Source organism: Tistrella mobilis KA081020-065, from assembly GCF_000264455.2.
Taxonomy (GTDB): domain Bacteria; phylum Pseudomonadota; class Alphaproteobacteria; order Tistrellales; family Tistrellaceae; genus Tistrella; species Tistrella mobilis.
Window position 1 is genome coordinate 1,935,170 of record NC_017956.1, and the last position, 16,965, is coordinate 1,952,134.

Sequence of the window (16,965 nt, forward strand, 5' to 3'; positions counted from 1 at the left end):
TCCCCGGCAGGAAAGCCCGGTTCACCGGCGGATCCGCGGGATGATCGCCGGCGGCAATCAGGTCCACGCACGCATTCACGCCCGGCAAACGCGCCCTCCGCGTCCGGTCGGGGCTGCTATAACACGCCTCGCAGGGCATTTCCAGTCGGTGCGACAGCACATAACGCAGGCCCGACATGCAGCGGGCGGGTTTCAAGATTGCGACGCAGAGGCCCCGCCTTCTATTATGCGCGCGACCGTGACCCCGGCCGTGCCCGCCTGACCGTGCCGCCGGGCCGAACAGAGATCAGGATCCGTCCCGCATGCTCAACCAGTTTCGTACCGCGTCCCGCCACTGGCTGTTCCGCGTGTTCCTCATCGCGCTGGCAGCCAGCTTCGCGGTCTGGGGAATCGGCGACATCTTCCGCGGCCGCAATTCCACCGTCGTGGCCGAGGTTGGCGGCGTGGAGGTGACACCGCAGGAGCTGGACCGGATCTATCAGGGTGAGATCCAGCGCGCCCGCCAGATCTTCGGCCCGACCTTCGACCAGAACATGGCCCGCAGCATGGGCCTCTTGGAGCGCTCGGTCGGCATGGCGGTGGGCGATGCCATGATCCGCGCCGAGACCGCGCGGCTCGGGCTCGGCGTCACCGATGACATGATCGCCCGCTCGATCACCGAGGCGCCGGCCTTCCGTGGCATGGGCGGCCGGTTCGACCGGATGGTCTACGAGCAGGTCCTGGCGCGCAACGGCTATACGCCGGCAACCTACGAGGCGTCGCTCGCCGATGATCTGCGGCGTCAGCAGCTGATCTCGGCCCTGGCGACGCCCGTTCCGGCCCCGGAGCCGCTGGTGACGCTGGAGCACATGTTCCAGGGCGAGCAGCGCCGGCTGATCACGGTGCGTGTCCCCGCCGATCCGGCCGCGATCGAGGCGCCGTCCGACGAGGTGCTGGCCACCTATTACGATGCCAACAAATCGGCCTATGCGATCCCCGAGCGGCGGGCCGTCAGCTTCGCAACGCTGACCCCCGAGGCGCTGGCATCCGAGATTACCGTCGACGAGGCGGCGCTGCGCGAGGCCTATGAGGCCCATCTCGACCGCTACACCACCCCGGCCACCCGCCAGGTGCTGCAGATGACCTTCCCGGACGAGGCTGCGGCCAAGGCTGCCCGCGACCGGATTGCTGCCGGTGAATCTTTCGACGAAGTCGCCGGTGCGCTGGGCTTCGACGCCTCGACCATCGATCTGGGCGACGTCACCCGCGAGCAGATGCTGCCCGAACTTGCCGATGCAGCTTTCGCCCTTGGCGAAGGCGCGGTGTCGGCACCGGTGCAGAGCCCCCTCGGCTGGCATGTGCTGACCGCACGCAATGTCGTCGAGGGCAAGACCCAGAGCTTCGACGAGGTCCGGCGAGGCCTTGAAGAAGAGCTGAAGCTGGAGCGTGCGGTCGACAAGGTCTATGAGGAAGCGACCCGGATCGAGGACAGCATTGCCGGCGGTGCGACCATCGAGCAGGTCGCGCAGCAGTTCGGCCTGGACCTGGTGAAGATCGACGCGATCGCAGCCGACGGCACCGATGGTCTGGGTCATCCGGTCGCCCGCGCGCCCGAGACCGACCGCTTCCCGGCCCTCGCCTTCTCCACCGATCAGGGTGCTACCACGCCGCTGACCGAATGGGAAAACGGCCGCTATTTCATCCTGCGTGTCGACGGTATCACCCAGCCCGAGGACCGGCCGCTCAACGAGGTGCGCGAGCGCGTCGTGGCCGACTGGCGGGCCGAAGAAGCCCGCAAGCAGGCCTCCGAGCGTGCCGAGAAGCTGGTCGAAGCGGTGAAGGGCGGCGCGGCACTCGCCGCGGCGGCGGCCGGGTTCGGCCTGGATGTCGAAACCCCGCCGGCAATCGATCGCCGCGGCCAGATTGCCGGTGCCCCGGGTGCGCAGCCGCAGCGCGCCAATCTGCCGGCGCCCCTTGTCCGTGATGCCTTCGCTGCAAAGACCGGCGATGCCGTCGCCGCCGATACCGGCGACGGCAGCCGTATCGTTGCGGTCGTGGCGGATGTGATCGTGCCCAAGGCGCCCGAAGGGGCGGAAGCGGCCGCTCTTGGTGCGCGACTGGAACAGGCGCAGTCCCAGAGCATCCTCACCCAGTACGAGAAGGTGCTGCGCGCCCGCCATCCGGCCTCGATCAATCAGGGCCTGATCAACCAGATGTACCCGGCTGCCGGCTCCTGAACCGGCAGCCATCCGCATCGGTACCAGGCCACGCCTCGCCTGCCCCCTCTTTGAAAGCACATGGCCGCCCATGGACATCGCGCCCGATTTCGACCGCTTCGCGACGCTCTACGGCGAAGGCCGGGCCCAGGTGGTCTCCACCACCCTGGCCGCGGATCTGGAAACGCCGGTCTCGGCCATGCTCAAGCTCGCGGATCGGCGGCCCTATTCCTTCCTGCTCGAATCGGTCGAGGGCGGTGCCGTCCGCGGCCGCTATTCGCTGATCGGTCTCAAGCCCGATCTGATCTGGCGGGTGGTCGACGGCCGGGTCGAGGTCAATCGCGACGCCCGGGCGGATCTGGATGCCTTCGTGCCGGAGGAGGGCGCCGAGCCCATCGCCTCTCTGCGGGCGCTGATCGCCGAGAGCCGTATCGACCTGCCGGACGGCCTGCCGCCGATGGCGGCCGGCCTGGTCGGCTATCTGGGCTATGACATGGTGCGCTTCATGGAGCGCATGCCGGCCCCGAAGAACGATGCGCTGGGCATACCCGACGGGGTGTTCACGCGCCCCACCGTGATGGCGATCTTCGATGCGGTCGACAGCACCGTCACCCTGGTGACGCCCGTCCGCCCGGCTGCAGGATGCGATGCCGCCATGGCCTGGCGGCTGGCGCGGGAACGGCTGATGGATGTGGTGGCGGATCTGGGCCGCGGCCTGCCGGTCGGTCTGGCGCCCTCGGCGGCCGATCTTGGCCAGACCGGAGAGCCGCGCTCCAATGTCGGTCAGGCGCGCTTCGAGGAGATGGTCCGCACCGCCAAGGACTACATCCTGGCCGGCGACGCCTTCCAGATCGTGCCCTCGCAGCGCTTCACCCTGCCCTTCCGGTTGCCGCCCTTCGCCTTCTACCGGTCGCTGCGCCGCCAGAACCCCTCGCCCTTCCTGTTCTATCTGGATTTCGGCACCTTCCAGGTGGCGGGTTCCAGCCCCGAAATCCTGGTCCGGGTCCGCGATGACGTGATCACCGTGCGCCCGATCGCCGGCACCCGTCGGCGCGGCAAGGATGCCGCGGAAGATCAGGCGCTGGCCGAAGAGCTGGCGGCCGATCCGAAAGAGGTGGCCGAGCATCTGATGCTGCTCGATCTGGCCCGCAACGATGTCGGCCGCTTCGCCGAAATCGGCACGGTCAAGGTCACCGAGAATATGATCATCGAGCGCTACAGCGCGGTGATGCATCTGGTCTCCAACGTCGAAGGCCGGCTTGCCGATCGTCATGATGCACTGGATGCCCTGATCGGCGGCTTCCCGGCCGGCACGGTTTCGGGTGCCCCCAAAGTGCGGGCGATGGAGATCATCAACGAGCTGGAGCCCGACCGCCGCGGCGTCTATGGCGGCGGTGTCGGCTATTTCTCGGCCGGCGGTGCCATGGACAGCTGCATCGTGCTGCGCACCGCGGTGATCAAGGATGGGGAGCTGCACGTCCAGGCTGGCGCTGGCGTGGTCGCCGACAGCGACCCGACCTCTGAATACGAGGAAACCCGCGCCAAGGCCCGGGCCCTGATCCGCGCTGCCGGCGAAGCCTGGCGCTATGCGGGTGGCCTTGCGCGATGACGGTATCCGCGACCGAGCCGCTGGTTCCGCCAGAAGTGTCGTCGGTCCGGATCGAAACCGACCGTCTGATCCTGCGTCAGTGGCAGCAGGGCGACCTGGCGCCCGTTGCCGCTCTCCGCGGGGACGTACGGGTGGGCGAGACGCTCGGCGGCACGCTCACCGGAGACCAGTCCCACGCCTTTGCACAGCGGATGGCGGCGGAGATCGCCGCGCGCGGCTGGGGCTTCTTCGCGATGGAAGACCGCCGCTCAGGGGATTTCGCGGGCTTCGGCGGCCTGCGGCCGGTCCCCTTCGAGGCGGCCTTCACGCCGGCCATTGAACTGGGCTGGACGCTCTCCCCGGCCCTCTGGGGACAGGGGCTTGCGACCGAAGCCGCACGGGCGGCAAGCGGCTTTGCCTTCGAAACCCTGGGCCTTGACGAGGTCGTGGCCTACACGGCCGCGTCCAACCAGCGCTCGCAGGCGGTAATGCAGCGACTGGGCATGGTTCCGGATCCGGCGCTGGATTTCGATCACCCGCGCCTTGCTCCGGACCATCCCCTTGCTCGCCATGTGCTCTACCGCCTGCCGCGGCCGTAGAGCACCATCAGGGAGCGCGCCATCAGGCCGCCTTGCCACCGAAGTCATAGCCGGCATCATCGATCGCCTCACGCACCACGGCCTCGTCATGGGCGCCGGCGATCGTGACCAGGCCGGCCGGCCGGTCGATCTCGATCTCAGCCTCGGGCAGGCGGGTGCCCAGGGCGCGGCGGACCGCCTTTGCGCAGCCGTCGCAGGTCATGCCCTCGACACGATAGGTCTGGGTGGTCATGTCCGTCACTCCTTCACTGCCGGCCCGTCGGCAAAGACCGGGCCTTCCTCGGCCCGTGCGGGGGCCGCCTCGTCCGACGCGGTGCGGGGACCGGCCGGTTCACTGGCGCCGGGGACCGCGACCAGCGCAGTCAACGGCACGAAAACAATGCCCCGCGCCTGGGCCGCCGGCAGCCAGCGGTTCAGTACCTTCAGGGTCTCGGGATGCGGGTGGCCGATGGCGATCGCAGCGCCGTGACGCCGGGCGATCGCCTCCAGCCGGTCAAGCTGGGCCGCGATCTTGCGCTCGTCGATCTCGTGATCCAGAAACACGTCGCGCTGAACATTCGGAATGCCGGCCGAAATGGCAGCCTTGGAGCCTACCGATTTCGCGGTCGTCCGGCTGTCCAGGAACAGCAGCCCCCGCGCCTTCAGCTCGGCCATCACCGCCGCCATCAGTGGCGTGTCCTCGGTCGCCCGGCTGCCCATGTGGTTGTTGATCCCGACATAGGCGCCGAAGGCCTCCAGATTATGCTTCAGCCGCTTGACGTTTTCGGCCACCGGCAGCGCCGGATTCAGGGCACCCGGCCCCGGATCGGCCGGGCCCTGCGGCTGCATCGGCATATGCACGATCAACTCATGCCCTGCTGCCCGCGCCTTGGCCGCCTGCCCGGCGACATCCTGGGCATAGGGCAGGAAGGCGAATGTGATCGGCGACGGCAGGCCGATGGCGGCTGCGGTCTGCGGCTTGTTGACCCCCATATCGTCGATGACGATGGCGACCCGCGGCCCCTTGGATGCCACCGGTGCCGGCATCGCGTAACGCTGCCAGGCGGGCTTGCCGTCGGCCGGCGGCCGGATGGCATCCGGCACCGGCGGTTGAATCGCCGCCAGTTGCTGCGGCGCCGGTTCAGCTGTGGCAACGGCAGCCGGTGCCTCGGCCGGCTTCGCAGGCGCGGCTTTTGGCGCCGCCGGCTGCGGATCAGGCTTCGCGGCCGGTGCAGGCGGCGTGGTCGCGGCGGCCTGGGGCTGCGACTCACGGCTCGCATCCGCACCTGTGATCGTATCGCCGCTGCCGGCCAGATCCGGCGTCCATTCCTTCCGCGGTGCTTCGGGGGCTGCGGCCGGGGCCTCCGGGGCCTGGGGCCGGGCAGGCTCGGTCACGGCTGCACCGGCAGGCAGGGTCGGCCGGGCGACCTGTTCATAGCGCGCGGGCTTGATCAGCGACCCGATCACGGCGCCTGCGACCACCAATAGGGCGATGCCGACCAGCCCATAGCCCAGGAAACGCCGCCGGGCGAGCAGAGCCGAACCGAAACGAGCAAGAAACCCGGGGCCTTCAGCCCCCGAAGCCCCGACCGGCCCACGCAGGCTGCGCGGTGTGCCACCAGATGCGGGCTTGCGGGATGCCGCCTTCGATGCCGGCTTGCCGGCAGCCGTCCCCGGTTTTGCACCCGCAGCCCTGAAGGTGGCGCCCTTGGCCGCGCCGGCCTTCGCCCCAGCCGCCTTTGACGCCGACGCCTTTGACGCCGACGCCTTTGACGCCGACGCCTTTGACGCCCCCGCCTTGGACGCGCCAGTGGCGCTACTGCGTGGCCTGCTTCCGGCAGCCGGCTTGCGGCCGGCCGTGCCGGTCTCGTCGCTGCCCTTGCGGCTGCCGCCACCCTTTCGGCCGGCGCCGCCGTCGCGGCGTCCGTCCTCGCCCTTGCTCATGCGTCTGGTCCGTAATCACTCTGGTCCTGGGCCGACCCGCGGCCGGCGGGCGCACTATAGCCCATCGTCCGGCCGCTGCCGATGGGCCTGCACGTCATGACCGGCGACCACATCCTGCCCGTCATGCTCGGCCAGATCGTCCAGGATCGGGCAATCCGGACGACCGTCGCCATGGCAGTTTGCGACCAGATGGGCAAGGGTGCGCCGCATGCTCCGGAGTTCGGCCATCCGGCGGTCGATCTCGGTGATCCGGGCTTCGGCCAGCTGGCGGACGTCGCGGCTGGCCCGTCCGCGATCATCCCAGAGTGCCAGCAGGTCGCGGACGTCATCCACCGGGAAGCCCAGATGCCTGGCGCGCAGTACGAACCGCAGCCGATCGAGTGTCGTCGCCGGATAGTCGCGATAGCCATTGGCGGCGCGCGCCGGCTTCGGCAGCAGCCCGATCTCCTCGTAATAGCGCACCGTCTTGGGATTGGTTCCCGCAGCCTCGGCGAGCGCACCGATGGTCAGGCCGGTCATGCGGCGCGCTCCCTCATCCCGGCCGGCCGCCAGCGGGCCAGCAGCAGGGCATTGCCAAGCACGCTCACGGAACTTGCCGCCATCGCCGCCCCCGCAAACACCGGATCCAGGATGCCCAGGGCGGCAAGCGGAATGCCGATCACATTATAGCCGAAGGCCCAGACCAGGTTCTGGCGGATCTTCGCCCGGGTCGCCCGACAGATATCGAGGGTCGCAGGCAAGAGGGATGGGCTCTGTCGCATCAGGGTGACATCGGCCGCAGCCATCGCCACATCGGTGCCGCCGCCGATCGCGACCGACAGATCCGCCCCGGCCAGGGCCGGCGCATCGTTCACACCGTCGCCGACCATCATCACCCGTCGGCCGGCCGCCCTCGCCTCGGCCACCACGGCTGCCTTACGGGCCGGATCGGCCCCGCCGACCGCCTCGCTGATGCCCAGCCGTGCCGCCACCGCCTGCGCGGTCGCCGGGGCATCGCCGCTCAGCATCTTCACGGTGATGCCGCGATCGCCGAGCGCTTTCACCGCCGCCGCGGCATCGGATCGGGGGGCATCCGCCAGCACGAAACCGCCGAGAAGGTCCGGTTCCCCGGCTTCCGGCACCGCCGCCAGCCAGACGACCGTCGCGCCTTCGGCTTCCGCTGCATCTGCCTCCGCCGTCAGCGCCGCCGGGATCTCCACCCCGGCCTCAGTCATGAAGCGTCGTGAGCCCAGCCTGTGGGGCAGCCCGGCGATCGCGCCCTCGACGCCGGCACCGGTGCGGTTGCGCCGCTGGGCGACCTCGACCGGCGCCACATCCTCCGTCTCCGCCGCAGCGCGGATCGCACGGGCAAGCGGATGTTCGCTCGCCTGCTGCAGGCCGGCGGCGCGGGCGAGCGCATTGCCCGTCGCACCGATCATCCGCAGCAGCCGCGGCCGCCCCTCGGTCAGCGTACCGGTCTTGTCGATCAGGGCGAGGTCGATGCCGACCCCGTGATCGAAGGCTGCGGGAGACCGCACCAGGATGCCGGCCTTCGCCGCCGCCCCCGTCCCGGCCACGATCGCGGCCGGTGTGGCGAGGCCCATGGCGCAGGGGCAGGCGATGACGAGCACGGTCACGGCATGAATGATCGCCTCGGGCCAGGGCGTGCCGGTCGCCACCCAGCCGGCAAAGGTTGCAAGTGCGATCAGGATCACCGCCGGCACGAAGACCGCGCTTACCCGGTCGACCAGCGCCTGGACCGGTGCGCGCGTCGCCTGGGCGTGTTCGACCATCCGCACCACTTGGGCGAGGGTGGTATCGCGGCCGACCCGGACGATGCGGGCAAGCAGGGGATCGGAACCATTCACCGTACCGGCCGACAGCGTGTCGCCGACACGCTTCGTGACCGGCAGGCTTTCCCCGGTCAGCATGGATTCGTCGGCGGCCCCCTCGCCTTCGATCACACGTGCGTCTGCTGCGATACGCTCGCCCGGCCGGATCGACAACACGTCGCCGGGCCGGAGTGCGGTCACGGCGACCTCGACGTCGTTTCCGTCCGGGGTGCGACGCAACGCGGTGTCGGGCCTGAGCGCCGCCAGGGCCCGGATGGCGGCGCCGGTGGCACGACGTGCCCTGCCCTCCATCCAGCGGCCGAACAGGACCAGCACGATCACCGCGGCCGCCGCCTCGAAATAAAGATGATGGACCTGGCCATGAACCACCCAGAGATAGAGGCTGAGACCGAAGGCCGCCCAGGTGCCGAGCACGACCAGAAGATCCATGTTCCCCACCCCGGCGCGCAGCGCCCCCCAGGCGGGTTTCAGGAACCGGCGGCCCAGGCCGAGTTGTACCGGCACGGCCAGCGCCAGCTGCGCCCAGCCCGGCAGCGGGCCGATACCGAACTGGGTCCAGACCATCTGGCCGACCAGCGGCAGGGCCAGCAGCGCGCCGATCACGACCTCGATGCCCATGCGGCGGCTCTCGGCCAGCTCCTGCGCCTCGCGCGCCTCGCGGGGGTCGACACCCAGGCCGCCATCCTCGGCGGCTTCGGGAATGATGTCACCCTCATAGCCGGCGCGGGTGAGTGCCTGGATCAGACGCTCGTCTGTGACGCCCGGCTCCAGCGTCACCAGCGCCTCATGGGTGGCGAGGCTGACCTCCGCATCCCGGACCCCCTCGACCCGCTTCAGCGCCCGCCCCACCCGGGTGACGCAGGTGCCGCAGGTCATGCCCTCCACGGCGATACGGCGTTCGACGGCGTTGTCTCCGGGGCCCTGTTGCGCAGCCGTGATCGTATCCATTTCGCAACCCTCTCTCGAATGCTCCGCGGGGGTGACGCCGATGGGCGGCATCGGATGGAGCATCCCTTCACGACCCAGTCTGCACCTTCCAGTCGCTGGAAGGTCAAGCACCCCCTGACCGATTGCGACGGCCTGTCGCGGCGTTCCGGCAACCGGCCGGTGCTACGGCCGCATCCCGCGGCTTGACGGCAGCGGATGCAGGGGGTTTCCTGTGCCTCCGGCGGCCCTGTATGGGCCGGTATTCTTCCGTGCGCGAGGACCCCGACCCCGATGATCCTGCCGACCCCGAAGATCCTGATGGTGGACAATTACGACAGCTTCACCTGGAATCTGGTCCATTATCTGGGCGAGGCCGGGGCGGAGGTCGAGGTGGTGCGCAACGACCAGATGACCGCAGACGAGGCCATGGCGCATCGGCCCGACGGCATTCTGCTCTCGCCCGGCCCCTGCGATCCCGATCGCGCCGGTATCTGTCTCGACATGGTCGCGGCAGCTGCCCGAACCGGCACGCCGCTGCTCGGCGTCTGCCTTGGCCACCAGACCATCGGTCAGGCTTTCGGCGGCCATGTGGTACGGGGGCCGAAGCCGATGCATGGCAAGGTGACCGCCATCCACCATCATGGCGGTCCGCTGTTCGCCGGCCTGCCTGAGACCTTCCCCGTGACCCGTTACCACTCGCTGGTCGTAGAGCGCGCAAGCCTGCCGGCCGCGCTGGTGGTGACCGCCGAGGATGATGACGGCATCATCATGGGGCTGTCGCATCGTGACCTGCCGATCCATGGCGTGCAGTTCCATCCCGAAAGCATCGCATCCGCCCACGGTCACGAGCTGATCGGCAATTTCCTGAAGACGGTCCGCACCTCCGGGACCGCACGCGCGACGGAGACCGCATGACTTCCGACACCACCAGCCCGGATTTCCGGGCGCTGATTGCCCGTGCCGCCGACGGCCATGCCCTGACCCGCGAGGAAGCCCGCCAGGCTTTCCGGCTGATGATGGGCGGCGAGGCGACGCCGGCGCAGATCGGCGGTTTCCTGATGGCACTCCGCGTGCGCGGCGAGACGGTCGAGGAAATCACCGCGGGCGCCGAGGTGATGCGGGCCAAGGCCACCACCGTCCGGGTGCCGGCCGGCGCGATCGACACCTGCGGTACCGGCGGCGATGCGCGCGGCACCTACAACATCTCGACCGCCGCCGCACTGATCGTGGCGGCCTGCGGCGTGCCGGTGGCCAAGCATGGCAACCGTGCGCTCTCCTCCAAATCCGGCTCTGCCGACGTGCTCAAGGCGCTGGGGCTCAATATCGAGGCCGATCTGGAGCGGGTGGAACGCGCGGGACGCGATGCCGGTTTCTGCTTCCTGATGGCGCCGCGCCACCACGCCGCCATGCTGAACGTCGCCGGCCCCCGGGTGGAGCTCGGCACGCGCACCATCTTTAATCTGCTGGGCCCCCTCGCCAATCCGGCGGGCGCCACACGCCAGTTGATCGGTGTCTTCGCCGAGCGCTGGGTGGAGCCGGTCGCTCAGGTGCTGCGCAATCTGGGCTCGGAACGCGCCTGGGTGGTCCATGGTCGCGACGGACTCGACGAGATCACGGTCACCGACGAGACTGCCGTGTCGGAGCTGAAGGACGGCAAGGTCACCAGCTTCACGGTCTCGCCCGAGATGTTCGGGCTCACCCGCCATCCGGCAGAGGCGCTGAAAGGCGGCGATGCCCAGACCAATGCCGCGGCGATCCTGGCGATGCTGGACGGCACGCCCGGCGCGCTCCGCGACATCGCCCTGCTCAATGCCGGTGCTGCCCTGTTGGTGGCCGGGGTTGCGGGCGATGTCGGCCAGGGCATCGCCATGGCCCGCGACGCCCTGGATCAGGGCCGCGCCAAGGCGGTTCTGGACAGGGTCATCGCGATCACCAATGGCCGGGAGGGCTGACGACATGGCCGGCGATACCCTCGCCCGGATCTGCGCCGACAAGCGCGACCACATCGCCCGCAAGAAGGCCGAGACGCCGCTTGCGGCACTTGAGGACCGGCTCGGCGAAGCCTCGGCGCCGCGCGGCTTTCGCAAGGCTCTGGCCGCCAGAACGGTGCAGGGCCTTCCGGCCTTGATCGCCGAGGTCAAGAAGGCCTCACCCTCCAAGGGACTGATCCGCGCCGATTTCGACCCCGCATCGCTTGCTCGCGCCTATGCCGCGGCCGGGGCGGCCTGCCTGTCGGTGCTGACCGACACGCCCTATTTCCAGGGCGAGGATGCCTATCTGGTCGCGGCGCGTGGAGCGGTCGACCTGCCGGTGCTGCGCAAGGACTTCATGCTCGACCCCTATCAGGTGATGGAGGCACGCGCGCTCGGCGCCGACTGTATCCTGCTGATCATGGCGGCACTTGACGATGGTCAGGCGGCAGAGCTTGAAGCGGCGGCGTTCGAGCTTGGCATGGATGTGCTGATCGAGGTTCACGATCGCCCGGAACTCGATCGTGCCCTTCGACTGAAGAGCCCGCTTCTCGGCATTAATAATCGCAATCTCAAGACCCTGGTGGTCGATCTTCAGACCTCGATCGAGCTTGCGGCCGCGGTGCCCGCCGATCGGGAACTGGTCTGCGAAAGCGGGCTCGACGGCCCCGATGCGCTCACGCGGATGATGGGGCATGGCATGTTCCGCTTCCTGGTCGGCGAAAGCCTGATGCGACAGAACGACGTCGAGGCGGCGACCCGCCATCTGCTGTCGGCGCGGGCGCCGGCCGCGGCGGAGTGATGGCGATGACATCCGGCCTCACCCATTTCGACGAAAGCGGTGCCGCGGTCATGGTCGATGTATCGGCCAAGGATGTGACCGAGCGCGTAGCCGTGGCCGAAGCGCGGGTGCGCATGGCGCCGGAGACGCTGGCCGTGGTGAAGCGGGGGGATGCGAAGAAGGGCGACGTCATCGCCATCGCCCGCCTCGCGGGCATCATGGGTGCCAAGCGCACCGCCGACCTGATCCCTCTCTGCCATCCGCTGCCGCTGCAGTCGGTGACGCTCGACCTGGAGGCGGATGACGCCCTGCCCGGCCTGGTCATCCGTGCCACCGCCAAGGTCACGGCGCGCACCGGCGTCGAGATGGAAGCGCTGACCGCCGCGAGTGTCGCAAGCCTCACGGTCTACGATATGCTGAAGGCGATCGATCGCGGCATGACCATCGAGACCATCCGCCTGATCGAAAAGCGTGGCGGCCGGTCGGGGCACTGGCAGGCGGCCACCCCGGACGACGCCGGCTGATCGACACGCCCCTCTTCACGCACCGGGAGCCCGACATCATGCTCACCGTCGACGACGCCCGCGCCCGCATCCTTGCAGACGCAACGCCGCTCGGCGCCGAAACGGTGCCGCTGGGGCTCGCCCGTGGCCGGGTGCTGGCACGCGATGTCGTCGCCCGCCGCACCCAGCCGCCGCAGGCCATGTCGGCCATGGATGGCTGGGCGCTGCGCAGTGTCGATCTTGCCGAGGGGCACCGGACCTTCCGGGTCAACGGCGAAGCCCGCGCTGGCGAAGGCTTCGGCGGCGATGTCGGACCCGGCGAGGCGGTCCGGATCTTCACCGGCGCGCCGGTCCCCCCGGGGGCCGATCTGGTGGTGATCCAGGAGGATACCAGGGTGACCGGCCACCACGACAGCGGCGCCCCTGCTGCCGTCGAGATCACGGGGGAGCGCGCGGACGCGGAGGCCGGGGACAATATCCGGCCGGCCGGCATCGACTTCCAGACCGGTGCGGTCGGTCTTCAGGCCGGCAGAGGGCTGGAAGCACGGGCGATCGCCCTTGCCGCCGCCATGGGACACCCCTGGTTGCCCGTGCACAGGCGGCCGCGGGTGGCGATCCTTGCCACGGGCGACGAGCTGGCCCGGCCGGGGGAGCCGCTCGGGCCCGATGCGATCGTCGACGCCGTCAGCCCCTGCCTCACCGCGCTTTTTGCCGATGCCGGCGCCGATGTCGTCGATCTGGGCATCGCCCCTGACGCGCGCGACCGGATCGATGCGCAGATCGCCGCCGCGCGGGGCGCCGATCTTCTGGTCACCATCGGTGGCGCGTCGGTGGGCGATCATGACCTCGTTCAGGCCGCACTGCTGGCTGCGGGGGCAGAGATCGATTTCTGGAAGATCGCCATGCGTCCGGGCAAGCCGTTGATGTACGGACGACTGAGCGGCATGCCGGTGCTGGGCCTGCCGGGCAATCCGGTTTCGGCCTATGTCTGCAGCCTGCTCTTCGCCCTGCCGCTCATCGACCGGCTGTCGGGGCGCGAGCCGCGCGATGCCGCCTCGGAACGGCTGCCCCTGGCGGCGCCGGTTGCAGCCAATGCCATGCGGCAACACTATATGCGGGCACGCCTTCTGCGTGATGGCGATGGCGCTGAAACGGTGCTGCCGGTTCGTGATCAGGACAGCTCGCTTCTGTCGGCACTGGCCGATGCAGATGCCCTGATTCTCCGCCGGCCTCATGCCCCCGCGGCCGAACCGGGAGAGCTCGTCGACATTCTCCGTCTCGACCGGCTCGACTGATCTGATGATTTACATCTTTTGTTAGAATGAATTGCATTCATAAGCTCCCATCAGTTGTATTTTCGCGAACAGGTGCGAACAAGACTGAAACGAACAGACGACAAGCGTCTTGACGCGTGGCGATGACAGGCGTAGCCTGAAATTGATGTTGCGCCTTTGTTCTGTGCGACAACAGTCTCGTTCAAGCAGTCTGCGGTTCAGAGATCGGTCGGGGCCGGTTTTTGCCGCGCGATCACCGGGAGGCGCGGGTGCTCACACGCAAGCAGCACGAATTGCTGCGGTTCATCCTGGACCGGGTGCGGGCCACGGGGGTGGCGCCGTCTTTCGAAGAAATGAAGGACGCGCTCGACCTTAAGTCCAAGTCAGGCATCCATCGCCTTATCCTTGGGCTTGAAGAGCGCGGGTTCATCCGCAGGCTTGCCCATCGTGCCCGGGCGATCGAAGTCATCCGCCTGCCGGATGGCGGACCGTTCCAGATGCCGGGGCAGAGCCAGGGCGACAGCCCCTCTACGGCACCGGCCAGTCTGGCCTCGGCCAATCCCTTCGTCACCCCACCCGTGGCTCCGCGCGGGCCGCGTCTGGTCGAAATCGGCATCGGGCGGGCGCCCGTCGCCGCGCAAGCCCCCCAACTCCAGCCCCAGCGCTTTCGCAGCCTGACCCGACCGCCGTTGAATGCGCCGCCGCGCACCGGTCGTTCGGACGACAACGGCAATGTGGTGCTGCCGCTTTACGGCAAGATCGCCGCCGGTACCCCCATTGAGGCCCTGTCCGACGGGGACCGGACCGTCGAGGTGCCGGCGACCATGATCCCGGCCGGATCTGAGTATTTTGCGCTCGAGGTCGAAGGCGATTCGATGATCGAAGCCGGTATTATGAACGGCGACACCGTCATCATCCGCCGGACCGATACCGCCGACAACGGTACCATCGTCGTCGCGCTGATCGATGGCGGCGAGGCAACGCTGAAGCGTCTGCGCCGGCGGGGTCAGTCGGTGGCGCTGGAGCCCGCGAACCAGCACTACGAAACCCGAATCTACCGACCGGACCAGGTGAAAGTGCAAGGGCAACTGATCGCCCTCTTCCGCCGCTACGCCTGATCGCGTTCCGAACCTGGGAAAGCCGCCGCCCGCACCTCTGCGGTCGGCGGCTTTCTGTCGGAAGAAGCATCCGGGAGCAGATGCTCACCGTGTCCAGGGCCGATCTCCGCGCGGCCCCACAACCCCCTCGATCACCGGTCCTGCCTCGTCGAGACGCACCGTCACGGCGGCACCACCGAAGTTGCGGCCCGTACGTTCAATCAGCGTGGTCGCAGCGCAACCATCCGGTCGCCTGATATAGGGGGCATCGCGACGGGGATCGGCCCCGGCGAGCACGAGGTCGGCATGGGCGCAGGCTTCTGCCAGACGTTCGCGTCCACGGACCAGGGCGATACGAAGCCCCGCGCGTTCAAGCCGGCACAGATCCCCACCGTCACATGCAACGGCTTCGGTCATGTCGCGGATTGTGAGCGTCCCCAGCTTTTCCGCCCACTGATCCAGCACGAAGCGGTCGCGTTCCGGTGTCATCGCGTAAAGAGCACCGTCCGGCCCGCGCAGCGCCATGCTCCGCCCATCCCCCGACAGGAACAGGTCCGGCAGGACCGGCCGGGCCGCCAGCAGCATTCCGAGCGCAATGGCCACCAACCCCGCCCAGCGCCAGGCCCGTCGCCAGATCACCAGCCACAGCCCGCCGAAGGTCATCAACAACAGGGCCGTCACGCTGAAGCCTGCAACCGGCACCACCGCCCCCGGCCAGCCGGCAACGGTGGTCGCGGTCGCGATCACCAGCTCCATGCCCCGTGCTGCGAGCGCAAAGCAGATGCCGCCCGCGCTTTCCGAAACGAGACTGAGCAGGCTTCCGGTCAATGCGACAGGCATGATCCAGAAGCCGGTGACGGGCACGGCAACCAGGTTCGAAACCAACCCATAGCCGCTCGCCCGGCCGAAGGCATAGGCGGCGTAAGGCGCGGTCGCAGCGCCGGCGATCATCGATGTCGCGAGCAGGCCGAAGATCCATGTTGCCGCCCGCATGGGCAGGCCGCGCCTCGTGCCGGCGTCGAGACCGGCAAGGCGCCGGATGGTCGGGCTTTCATAGAGTGCGATCAGAGCAATGACCGCTGCAAAACTCATCTGGAAGCTGGGACCGGTCAGGGCCGCCGGCTGCAGCACCAGCACGACGATCGCCGAACTGGCCACCAGTGGCAGCGACAACACCGGCCGGTCGGTCAGGATGGCGAGCAGGCCCAGCGCGGTCATCACGAAGGCGCGTTGCGTGGGCACCGCAAAACCGCCGACCGCGAGATAGGCAGCAGCCCCCAGCAGGGCCGCCACGGCGGCAATCTTTCGTCCCGGCCAACGATCCGAAATACGAGGCAGGAAGGCCATGACCAGCCGGACGGCGCCGAAGATCAGCCCCGCGACCATGGTCATGTGCAGACCGGAAATCGAGATCAGATGGGCGAGGCCGCTGTCGCGCATCGCTGCTTCCGCCTCATCGCCGATCGCCCCTCTCAGCCCCGTCACCATGGCCGAGAGCACCGCACCGCCCTCGCCAGGCGCCGCCCCACGTATGACGGCATCCAGATCGAGGCGCAACCGTTCCACGGCTTCGCGCGCCGTCTGCAGGATTTCCGACGGCTCCGGGGCCGGTACGATATCGGGTTGCGCATAGGCAAAACCAATGCCGCCAAGCCGCTGAAAAAAAGCGCTTCGGGCGAAGTCATGACCGCCGGGCACCACGGGCAGCGACGGCGGTGACAGACTGGCGCGCAGCCGGACGCCATCCCCCGGACGGGGCACAGGCCCCTGCCGGACGGTGATCCGGACCCGTGCCGGCAGATCTTCTGCCGCGACGCGGTCGATCGCCGTCGGAACGATCAGAAGCCGCCCGCCACCGCGGCCATCGGGCTCCACCGCCAGCACACGGCCGGTCACCTCCCCCTGAGCCGGGCGCATCAGCATCGGGGCATCGACCAGCCGCGTTCCCGTGACCGCCGACCAGAACCCCGCCGCCGTCCATGCACAGGCGAAGAGTGTCAGAGCGAGCCAGGGCAGTCGTGACCGGAGCGCGATGCCGAGACCGAGCGCGCCGAGCGTGAGCACCACCCCCAGCCAGACGGGCGGTTCCGCCGCCAGGCCGAAATAGCCTCCGCAGCCGATTGCGAAGAAGACCGCACTCCACAGCCGCCATCGATCCTGCTCGGCGATGAAGGCGCGCAGGAGCGGCCCACCGAGGCTGCGACGGCGGCCAGCCGTGGCCGGCGCATCTCCGATCTCATCCACCAGGCTCATGCTATCCCCGCTGTCTGCTGCCG

At 69.0% G+C, this 16,965-nt stretch carries 14 protein-coding genes; 9 read left to right on the forward strand and 5 right to left on the reverse strand.

Features of this window, described 5'->3' with window-relative positions:
• Window positions 1–302 precede the first annotated feature (302 nt).
• The 3 genes from TMO_RS08800 (at window position 303) to TMO_RS08810 (ending at window position 4,382) form a co-directional block, all read left to right on the forward strand.
• Window positions 303–2,216 carry a SurA N-terminal domain-containing protein gene (locus TMO_RS08800; protein ID WP_014745268.1) on the forward strand — a complete coding sequence of 638 codons (1,914 nt, stop codon included), beginning with the start codon at window positions 303–305 and terminating at the stop codon, window positions 2,214–2,216.
• 70 nt (window positions 2,217–2,286) lie between these two features.
• A complete protein-coding gene (gene trpE / locus TMO_RS08805; protein ID WP_014745269.1) occupies window positions 2,287–3,804 on the forward strand; it encodes an anthranilate synthase component I in 1,518 nt (505 codons plus the stop codon).
• Window positions 3,801–4,382, forward strand: coding sequence for a GNAT family N-acetyltransferase (locus TMO_RS08810; protein WP_014745270.1), 582 nt, complete (start codon window positions 3,801–3,803; stop codon window positions 4,380–4,382). Before trpE ends, TMO_RS08810 begins: the two co-directional genes overlap by 4 nt.
• A 22-nt stretch (window positions 4,383–4,404) precedes the next feature.
• On the opposite strand, the gene TMO_RS08815 is transcribed toward TMO_RS08810, so the two are convergent.
• From TMO_RS08815 to TMO_RS08830, 4 genes are read right to left on the reverse strand one after another with little or no spacing between them, the layout of a single operon-like run.
• On the reverse strand, window positions 4,405–4,614 hold the full coding sequence (locus tag TMO_RS08815; protein ID WP_014745271.1) for a heavy-metal-associated domain-containing protein: 210 nt from the start codon (window positions 4,612–4,614) through the stop codon (window positions 4,405–4,407).
• 5 nt (window positions 4,615–4,619) lie between these two features.
• Entirely contained in the window at window positions 4,620–6,305 is a 1,686-nt protein-coding gene (locus TMO_RS29265) for a divergent polysaccharide deacetylase family protein (protein WP_014745272.1), read from the reverse strand.
• A 54-nt stretch (window positions 6,306–6,359) separates the two neighbouring features.
• Window positions 6,360–6,824, reverse strand: a complete 465-nt coding sequence (locus TMO_RS08825) for a MerR family DNA-binding protein (RefSeq protein WP_014745273.1) — start codon at window positions 6,822–6,824, stop codon at window positions 6,360–6,362.
• A complete protein-coding gene (locus TMO_RS08830; protein ID WP_014745274.1) occupies window positions 6,821–9,085 on the reverse strand; it encodes a heavy metal translocating P-type ATPase in 2,265 nt (754 codons plus the stop codon). Before TMO_RS08830 ends, TMO_RS08825 begins: the two co-directional genes overlap by 4 nt.
• A gap of 270 nt (window positions 9,086–9,355) precedes the next feature.
• Between TMO_RS08830 and TMO_RS08835 the strand changes: the two genes are divergently transcribed.
• The 6 genes from TMO_RS08835 (at window position 9,356) to lexA (ending at window position 14,710) form a co-directional block, all read left to right on the forward strand.
• Window positions 9,356–9,979, forward strand: coding sequence for an anthranilate synthase component II (locus tag TMO_RS08835; RefSeq protein ID WP_014745275.1), 624 nt, complete (start codon window positions 9,356–9,358; stop codon window positions 9,977–9,979).
• Window positions 9,976–11,016, forward strand: coding sequence for an anthranilate phosphoribosyltransferase (gene trpD, locus TMO_RS08840; protein WP_014745276.1), 1,041 nt, complete (start codon window positions 9,976–9,978; stop codon window positions 11,014–11,016). The genes TMO_RS08835 and trpD overlap by 4 nt, the downstream gene beginning before the upstream one ends.
• A 4-nt stretch (window positions 11,017–11,020) precedes the next feature.
• A complete protein-coding gene (gene trpC / locus TMO_RS08845) occupies window positions 11,021–11,836 on the forward strand; it encodes an indole-3-glycerol phosphate synthase TrpC (protein ID WP_014745277.1) in 816 nt (271 codons plus the stop codon).
• A 5-nt stretch (window positions 11,837–11,841) separates the two neighbouring features.
• On the forward strand, window positions 11,842–12,339 hold the full coding sequence (gene moaC, locus TMO_RS08850) for a cyclic pyranopterin monophosphate synthase MoaC (RefSeq protein WP_014745278.1): 498 nt from the start codon (window positions 11,842–11,844) through the stop codon (window positions 12,337–12,339).
• 38 nt (window positions 12,340–12,377) lie between these two features.
• Complete coding sequence (gene glp / locus TMO_RS08855) at window positions 12,378–13,613, forward strand: gephyrin-like molybdotransferase Glp (protein ID WP_014745279.1); 1,236 nt, start codon at window positions 12,378–12,380, stop codon at window positions 13,611–13,613.
• A 248-nt stretch (window positions 13,614–13,861) separates the two neighbouring features.
• A complete protein-coding gene (lexA, locus tag TMO_RS08860) occupies window positions 13,862–14,710 on the forward strand; it encodes a transcriptional repressor LexA (RefSeq protein WP_014745280.1) in 849 nt (282 codons plus the stop codon).
• Window positions 14,711–14,794: 84 nt separating this feature from the next.
• On the opposite strand, the gene TMO_RS08865 is transcribed toward lexA, so the two are convergent.
• Entirely contained in the window at window positions 14,795–16,942 is a 2,148-nt protein-coding gene (locus tag TMO_RS08865; protein WP_014745281.1) for a ComEC/Rec2 family competence protein, read from the reverse strand.
• Window positions 16,943–16,965: the final 23 nt, after the last annotated feature.

Bases quoted from the DNA above. Each gene is read 5' to 3' on its own strand.
- TMO_RS08800 (WP_014745268.1), top strand. From the start codon at position 303: ATGCTCAACCAGTTTCGTACCGCGTCCCGCCACTGGCTGTTCCGCGTG.
- trpE (WP_014745269.1), top strand. From the start codon at position 2,287: ATGGACATCGCGCCCGATTTCGACCGCTTCGCGACGCTCTACGGCGAA.
- TMO_RS08810 (WP_014745270.1), top strand. From the start codon at position 3,801: ATGACGGTATCCGCGACCGAGCCGCTGGTTCCGCCAGAAGTGTCGTCG.
- TMO_RS08815 (WP_014745271.1), bottom strand. From the start codon at position 4,614: ATGACCACCCAGACCTATCGTGTCGAGGGCATGACCTGCGACGGCTGC.
- TMO_RS29265 (WP_014745272.1), bottom strand. From the start codon at position 6,305: ATGAGCAAGGGCGAGGACGGACGCCGCGACGGCGGCGCCGGCCGAAAG.
- TMO_RS08825 (WP_014745273.1), bottom strand. From the start codon at position 6,824: ATGACCGGCCTGACCATCGGTGCGCTCGCCGAGGCTGCGGGAACCAAT.
- TMO_RS08830 (WP_014745274.1), bottom strand. From the start codon at position 9,085: ATGGATACGATCACGGCTGCGCAACAGGGCCCCGGAGACAACGCCGTC.
- TMO_RS08835 (WP_014745275.1), top strand. From the start codon at position 9,356: ATGATCCTGCCGACCCCGAAGATCCTGATGGTGGACAATTACGACAGC.
- trpD (WP_014745276.1), top strand. From the start codon at position 9,976: ATGACTTCCGACACCACCAGCCCGGATTTCCGGGCGCTGATTGCCCGT.
- trpC (WP_014745277.1), top strand. From the start codon at position 11,021: ATGGCCGGCGATACCCTCGCCCGGATCTGCGCCGACAAGCGCGACCAC.
- moaC (WP_014745278.1), top strand. From the start codon at position 11,842: ATGACATCCGGCCTCACCCATTTCGACGAAAGCGGTGCCGCGGTCATG.
- glp (WP_014745279.1), top strand. From the start codon at position 12,378: ATGCTCACCGTCGACGACGCCCGCGCCCGCATCCTTGCAGACGCAACG.
- TMO_RS08865 (WP_014745281.1), bottom strand. From the start codon at position 16,942: ATGAGCCTGGTGGATGAGATCGGAGATGCGCCGGCCACGGCTGGCCGC.